Source organism: Neotabrizicola sp. VNH66 (assembly GCF_049445895.1).
GTDB lineage: Bacteria > Pseudomonadota > Alphaproteobacteria > Rhodobacterales > Rhodobacteraceae > Pseudogemmobacter.
On sequence record NZ_JBMSDW010000026.1, the window covers coordinates 45,648 to 52,105 of the forward strand.

Genomic DNA, 6,458 nt, shown 5'->3' on the forward strand with positions numbered 1-6,458 from the left:
TGGGGCGCTGCTATTCCATCACATAGCCAAGCGCGCGATACCCAGATCGCCGTTTTGCAGCCATCCTCGCCAGGACCGGCACCGCACTGTCCACGTAATCCACGACCAGAACGTCCTTCTTGCCGTCATGTTGCCGGTGCAGGCGGCCAACATATTGCGCCAGCGTTCCTTTCCACGCGATTGGCATTGTCAGGAACAGGGTATCGAGCCGGGTGTCGTCAAACCCCTCCCCGATGTAGCGCCCTGTCGCAAGGATCAGCCGTTCCTCTTCATGGGGGACATTCAGCGCAGCGACGGCGGACTTGCGATCTTTCGCCGACATGCCGCCTCGCAGGACGACCAGATTCTTCGCAAACTTGGAGAACCGCTGCTGCAGATAATCCAGATGGTCTTTGCGCTCGGTCAGCACGATCGGGGACCGTTTCGCTTCGAGCGATTTCAGCACATCATCAAAGATCTGATCATTTCGACCGGCGTCTTCAGCCAGAGCGGCATAGATCGCGGGCATCGATGGCCGTTCCGCCATCGCAAGCACTTCAGGCAGTTTGAACCGCGTGTGACGCTCGCGCGCCCGATGCCGAATGCCGCTCTCAGCAGCCTGCGATCTGGCATGAACCTGATGCCGAACGGGCCCGCATTGCATGAAGATGATGGGATGATGACCGTCTTTTCGGGCGACGGTTGCCGACAAACCGACGACATAGCGGGCCTTCGTTCTGCGCGCGACAAGCTCAAAACTCGCCGCAGACAGGTGGTGGCATTCGTCGACGATCAACTGACCGTAGTCAGCCACGATGTCGTCGACCTCGCCGTTTCTGACCAGGCTCTGGATGAGCGCCACGTCAATCACGCCTGTCGGCTTCCGCCTTCCACCGCCAATTGTGCCGATTTGCTTGGCGTCGATCTGAAGGAAGGTCTTCAGCCGCTCAACCCACTGGTCAAGAAGTTCACGACGATGCACCAAAACCAGCGTGTTTCGGGCGCGATGACCAATCAGGGCCGACGCGACGACGGTTTTGCCGAAGGCCGTGGTCGCGGCAAGCACGCCAGTATCATGCCCGGTGAGGGACTCGAAGGCGCGTTGTTGCGGCGACCGAAGCTCACCAAGGAACCGAACCGTGTTCGGCAGCGGGGTTCCATCGCTACGCTGGTCGTCCAGTTCTGCGTTCGCACCGTGTTCGGTCAGGACTTCAACCGCCTCATCAAAGCAGCCTCGAGGCAAGGCAACGTGGCGCGGGTGCAGCTCGGCACAGGAGACCACGCGCGGCTTTCCGAAGGTGGGCAGTCGCATCGCCTGCGCCCGATAGAACTCGGGGTTCTGGAAAGCTGCGACCCTTACCAATTGGGCAATCATCGCAGAGGGCAGCCCGGTTCGGTCAATATAGACCTGATCTGCGACTGTTACCTTGATGTTTGGCGGAACCACCACGTCCGCAGGCTTTGCCTTCGGGCGTCGCGACGGCGACATTTTCCAGGGCTCGTCAGCGTCTTCATCATCAACCGGCATCCGGACTGCCAGCACCTGACCAGATGCCTCAGCAGCCGCAACAAAATCTGCTACCGCCTCCGCAGACATCCGTGGGAGCGTCGACAGATACGCCCACTGGTCTTCGTATGGCTGAAGATCCTGATCGAGGAAGACGCTGTTGCCGACCCTCCGGGCACTGTGCTGGAGCGGAAGCGCGATCAGGTTTCCGAAGCCTCCAACAGGCATCGTATCCTGGTTCGGAAAGAGGCGGTCATAGGAAGCAAATCCGATCTCTGGCCGTTTCTCCATGGTTTCTGTGATCAGTGCCGATCCAAGCTGCCGAGCCGCCCGAGCCGACACAGGTTCGGCGAAGAATACCCAGACGTGGCCCCCATTGCCCGATCGGGACCGTTCCAGTGCAGCAGGCACACCCTTCGTCCGACAAGTTGCAAGCAGGGCACAGGCGTCTTCTGCCCAAGACGCCTTGTCAAAATCTGCTGCCAGGAACCAACAGGTATCATCCCGCAGCAAAGGATAAACGCCCGCAACGAAGTCAGCCGAATGACCGTCGCCGCCCCGCAAGTGCCGTTCAATGATGCCGACGTCGGGAGGTATGAACCGCTGATGCTTGCAGTCCCCGCATTTGACGGTTGGCTTTCCGCAGATGCCTTTCACCCATTCATTGAAGCAGGCGGGTGAGTACCCGGCGCGTCCTGTCTTGCGGTTTTCCCATCGCACTGGGAATACGTCCGGGCGGCCAGCAAACAGGGTGCGGAATAGCTCTACCTTTTCGCGTGACGTCGACATGTTGGTGACGGGGGCATTCTCAAAAGATGGACGTTTGGCTTGCGCGGCTATTTCTGCAGTTTGCTTGGCCTCCAACGCCGAAAGCTCCTGCAGAAGCTGACGTTGTTCCTTATCCAGCTCGGCCAGCCGTGCCCGAACCCTGGCCAATTCTGTTTCTGTCCCGCTCCTGTCCGCCACCTGTGATTTCCGCCAAGTTGTCCCCTCCCCCCGACCATAACGGCCAAACGGCCCTGCTGTAAGCATGCCTCCGCTTCCGGCGGCTGCGCTGCCGGGATGAGAGTTGGAGGGGGAGGTCATGTCGGGGTGTCCTTCTACGGTTGAGAGCAGAGGCATCATGATTATGCAAAGCGGAGATCCCGAAATGAAACATCATATCAACGACATGAAGCGCCGCGCTCTGCATAACGCGGACGCGGCATATTACGTCTTATCCGGAGTTCCGGATAAGACGTATTCCCGCGGGGTGATGTCGACGCGGATGTCGTTCCACTCCTCGGTCGGGATTTCCGACAGGCGGCGCTCCATCAGCGCCTCGCCGGTCGAGACAATCTGGATGACGCACGCCTGCCCCGCCGCAAGATCGGCGTCGATGCTCGCGAACAGCGTGGGGGTTTTCATCGACGTCAGCAGGTGTCCGAAGAAGCGCTGCTTGGCGGATTCGAAGGCCGAGCGCGCGGCGGATTTGGCCTGGCGGTTCAGCGTGCCGCTCTCACCCGTGATGTTCGCCGCCTCCATCGCGGCAGCAAGGTTGTTGTGGATGATGGCGAAGGCCCCCGCATAGGCATCGTAGATGCCGCGCTGCTCGGGCGTCAGCGTATGCTCGAGCATCTCGTACTCGACGCCGTCATAGGAGAGCGACCGGGCGGTGTAGAGGCCAAGCGACCGCAGGTCGCGAGCGAGGACTTCCATCGCGGCGACGCCGCCCGCCTCGATGGCCTCGACAAATTCGGCGCGGTTAGCGAAGGGGAAATCTTCCCCACCCCAGAGCCCGAGGCGCTGCGCATAGGCAAGGTTGTGGACGGTCGTGGCCCCCGTGGCGGACACATAGACCACGCGGGCATTGGGCAGCTTGTGCTGCAGACGCAGGCCCGCCCTGCCCTGCTGCGAAGCCTCAGTGTCACCGCGCTCGCCCTTGGACCCTGCGGCATTCGCCATGGCATGGCTTTCGTCAAACAGGATCACCCCGTCGAAATCCGAGCCCAGCCAGTCCACGATCTGGTCGACGCGGGATTTCTTGGCGCCGCGCTCCTCGGACCGCAGCGTCGCGTAGGTGGTGAAGAGGATGCCTTCCGTAAGCGGGATTTCACGGCCTTGCGCAAAGCGCGAAAGCGGCGTGACGAGCAGGCGTTCCTGCCCGAGGGCCGACCAGTCGCGCTGCGCATCCTCGAGTAGCTTGTCACTCTTCGAGATCCAGAGCGCCTTGCGGCGGCCCTGGCACCAGTTGTCGAGCAGGATCCCGGCTGACTGGCGGCCCTTGCCAGCGCCGGTGCCATCGCCGAGGAAAAAGCCGCGGCAGAAGCGGACGGCGTCCGCGGCATCGTTGGGCGCAGCCGAGACCATGTCACCGGTCTCGTCGACGGTCCACGAACCGGCGAGATAGGCGCCATGGGCTTCGCCTGCGTAGATCACCGTCTCGAGTTGCGCGTCGGAGAGGAGGCCCTCGCGCAAGACGGCGGCGGGGAGTTTCGGACGGTAGGAGGGTTTCGGGGGCGCGACGGACGCCATCGCCGCCGACTGCACCAGCTTCGTCGGGTGCGGGGCCGCTCCGGGGATGTCGATCGCCTGCAGGCGGAAGGTTTCGTAGATCGCATCGGACAGGCGCGCGGCGCCGAGATCGTCCGCCGTCTCGCGCAGGTTGTAGACAAGGTCCTCGGCATCCGGTGTGGTGACATGGGCATCGGTCTTGGGCGACTGCGTTGCACGCGGTTTTCCAGCCGCGGAGCCAGACGCACGGGCAGGAATTCCCGGGAAGGGGGAAGGGGACCGGGATGTAGCGACATCGTCCGCTTCCAGTTCGAGGCGCGGAGGGACCTCGGCCACGAGCCGGGCGAGGAGCTGCGCCACATCCGGAGCAATAGGCTGGTTGAGATCAGCGGTGATGCCGCCCTTTTCGCCGCCCCGGCATTTGTCGAAGACCGAGATCCGCGTCTCGAAGCTGGTGCCGTGCTTGGCAAAGGCTGCGCCCGATACAGCTCCGGTGAAGACCAGATGGGCAGACTCGGTGAGACGGCCGAAGGTCTCGGACCAGGCGGGTGCATCCGGTGCGAAATTCGCACCTGTGATCGCGATCAGACGCCCGCCGGGGGCAAGGCGCGCAAGGGCCGAGCGCAGATGCCGCGCCGTCGCCTCGGTCGTCCGGCCATCGACATTGGCAACAGCCGAAAACGGCGGGTTCATCAGGATGACGCTGGGGCGCAAGCCCGCGTCGAGGTGATCGTCGATCTGCGCGGCGTCGAAACTGGTGACCGGGCACCCCGGGAAAAGGTGGCGCAGAAGGTCGGCGCGCGTGTCGGCCAACTCGTTCAGCGCGAGGCTGCCACCCGCGATCTCGGCGAGGATCGCCAGAAGACCGGTCCCGGCCGAAGGCTCGAGGACCAGATCGCGCGGTGTGATCTGCGCGGCAGCGAGCGCCGCCAGCCCCACCGGCAGCGGGGTCGAGAATTCCGATGACCATTCGTCAAGAGGATAGGCATGCGTTTCCCGCCGCGCGGCTTGAATGCCGTTCGTCATGTTCGTTCTCCTTGCGATATTGGCAGAGGTCAGGGCACCCGACTTATTCGACGGTTGCTCAAACTCCGATGCGGGGATCGAAACCCCATTATGGTAAGCGTCAGAGGCGTTCGTTCATTCTGCTGTCAGATGTCCGGACAGTTCCGGATCTCAATTCTCGACCGACGGTTTGCCTCGTCCCGCGTCAGATGCCCTGGCCACTGCCAACATTCGCACGTGCGGAGTCAGGCGGCCTTCGGCATGGCGCTGATCGCTGTCGCCCAGATGAAGCCGACCAGTTCGCGGGCAACCGCAGCCGCGGCAACGGTGCTGCGCTTGCCTCTGCCCTCGAGGCGCCGAAAGCGCTGGTTCAGTCGCACCTGGGCTTTCCACCCGATGTCCTTCAGCGCCTGGCTGTAGTTTTCCCGTTTCAGCATGAGCAGCACGCCGACCTTGGGGGGCCATTTGTAGGACCACGCGGCCTCGACCAGCATCACCCTCGCGATCTTGTTGCCCGCTTTCGTGATGCCGCCGGGTCGCTGCTTGCCGCCGCTGGAGTATTCGCTGGGGACCAGGCCGAGATACGCCATCAGCTGGCGCGGACTGGCAAACCGGGAAAAGTCACCGATCTCCGCGGCGAGGGTTGCGGCGATGACCATCCCGATCCCCTTGAACACCTGCAATGCGTGCACCACCGGGGCGAGCGTCCAGCCCGGAATGAGATGGACCATCTGGCCTTCGATCTCGGCTTTTCGGGCCTCGGCCTGATCCAGGCGATTGATATAGCTCTGCAGCGCGAATTTCTGGGCAGCATGCTCAAGCGGCAGGGATGTCAGCCACTTCCGATAACGCAGGCACCATGCCTTCGACTTGCACCGCAGTCCGTGCTTGAGCAGAAACATCTGGATCAGCGCACGAGCTGCCCGGACATCCTGCGAAGCAACCTGGCGCGCCCGAACCAGATCGCGCATCGCCTCATGGGTGGCGTCGGGCACCCACACAAAGGTAAGTTCGCCTGCACGAAGCAGCCGCGCCAGCATCAGCGCGTCCCGCGTGTCGTTCTTCACCCGTTCACCCGGCCGCTTTGGCGTATGGCTTGGCGCCACGATCCGGCAGACAATCCCCATCTCTGCAAGCTGCCGGTAAATCCCATAGCCGCAGGGACCTGCTTCGTAGGTCACCTCGATCTTGCCGTGGCGCTGAACCAGTTTGCGCATCAGGCGCGAAACAGCATCGGGCGTGTTGTGAATCGTCCCATACATCCGGATCTCGCCGTCCCGACCGGCATCCGCAATCGCGACCGATATGCTGTCCTTGTGCACGTCCAAACCGACAAAGGCGTTGTAGTCTTCCATGTCATCTCCTCGGGCTGCGGACCGAAGAAGAGTGCGGACCGCGATCACTCTACGGCGATCCTGTCCCACGTCGGCTGGAGCGCCAAGAATGGTCATGCCATCTGCTGGAAGCGCTCCAT

At 62.6% G+C, this 6,458-nt stretch carries 2 protein-coding genes and 1 pseudogene; all 3 read right to left on the reverse strand.

The features are described 5' to 3' along the window. Positions 1 to 10 precede the first annotated feature (10 nt). The 3 genes and pseudogenes from ACO2Q5_RS22335 to ACO2Q5_RS22345 all read right to left on the reverse strand — a co-directional run bounded on the left by ACO2Q5_RS22335 (position 11) and on the right by ACO2Q5_RS22345 (position 6,339). Positions 11 to 2,572 carry a TOTE conflict system archaeo-eukaryotic primase domain-containing protein gene (locus ACO2Q5_RS22335; protein ID WP_423295193.1) on the reverse strand — a complete coding sequence of 854 codons (2,562 nt, stop codon included), beginning with the start codon at positions 2,570 to 2,572 and terminating at the stop codon, positions 11 to 13. Between the two features lie 147 nt (positions 2,573 to 2,719). Then, positions 2,720 to 4,939 (reverse strand): annotated as a pseudogene (locus tag ACO2Q5_RS22340) (strawberry notch-like NTP hydrolase domain-containing protein); the annotation flags it as partial. Between the two features lie 290 nt (positions 4,940 to 5,229). Beyond that, positions 5,230 to 6,339, reverse strand: coding sequence for an IS110 family transposase (locus ACO2Q5_RS22345; RefSeq protein ID WP_423295105.1), 1,110 nt, complete (start codon positions 6,337 to 6,339; stop codon positions 5,230 to 5,232). Positions 6,340 to 6,458: the final 119 nt, after the last annotated feature.